Here is a 535-nt window from a genome sequence, read left to right as displayed (position 1 = left end):
TTCAGAAATCGTACGTGAAAAGCTAATGCGCTTTACTGGTGATGAACTGCCATATTCTGTAACGGTTGAGATTGAGCGTTTTGATTACAACCCAGAAACGGACGGTTTCCATATCAATGCTTTGATTCTTGTTGAACGTAATGGTCAGAAGAAAATGGTGATTGGTAAAGGCGGCGAGAAGATCAAAACCATTGGTCGTGAAGCACGTCTAGATATGGAAGAGCTGTTCGGCCGTAAAGTTTATCTAGAAACTTGGGTGAAAGTGAAGTCTGGTTGGGCAGATGACGAACGTGCACTACGCTCACTGGGTTACATCGACGATCTATAATTTGAGGCGAGAACACTTCGTTTCAATATTAAGTAGAATCCAATATCGATTAAAATAAGGAGCCGCATGGCTCCTTATTTTTTACTATTCTGGCATTAGATTTTTAGGCACATAGATTTAGATGAGCAACTGATCTGCAGAAGGTTTTCAACGCTGCTTTGTCCTGCTCCGAGGCCCTTACAGTGAATCGAGCTTAATCCTTGATGT

Annotated in this window: 1 protein-coding gene and 1 pseudogene; both read left to right on the top strand. The window is 41.9% G+C overall.

Annotated elements, in window-relative coordinates:
- Positions 1 to 328: KH domain-containing protein (locus R7190_RS30225; RefSeq protein ID WP_318138256.1), on the top strand; the 328-nt coding region annotated here is incomplete at its 5' end.
- Positions 329 to 461: 133 nt separating this feature from the next.
- Positions 462 to 535: pseudogene (recO, locus tag R7190_RS30220) on the top strand (DNA repair protein RecO); the annotation flags it as partial.

It is taken from the genome of Vibrio sp. 1078-1 (assembly GCF_033340475.1).
The sequence above is the reverse complement of the archived record's forward strand: the minus strand, read 5'-3'. Positions and strand labels throughout refer to the sequence as shown.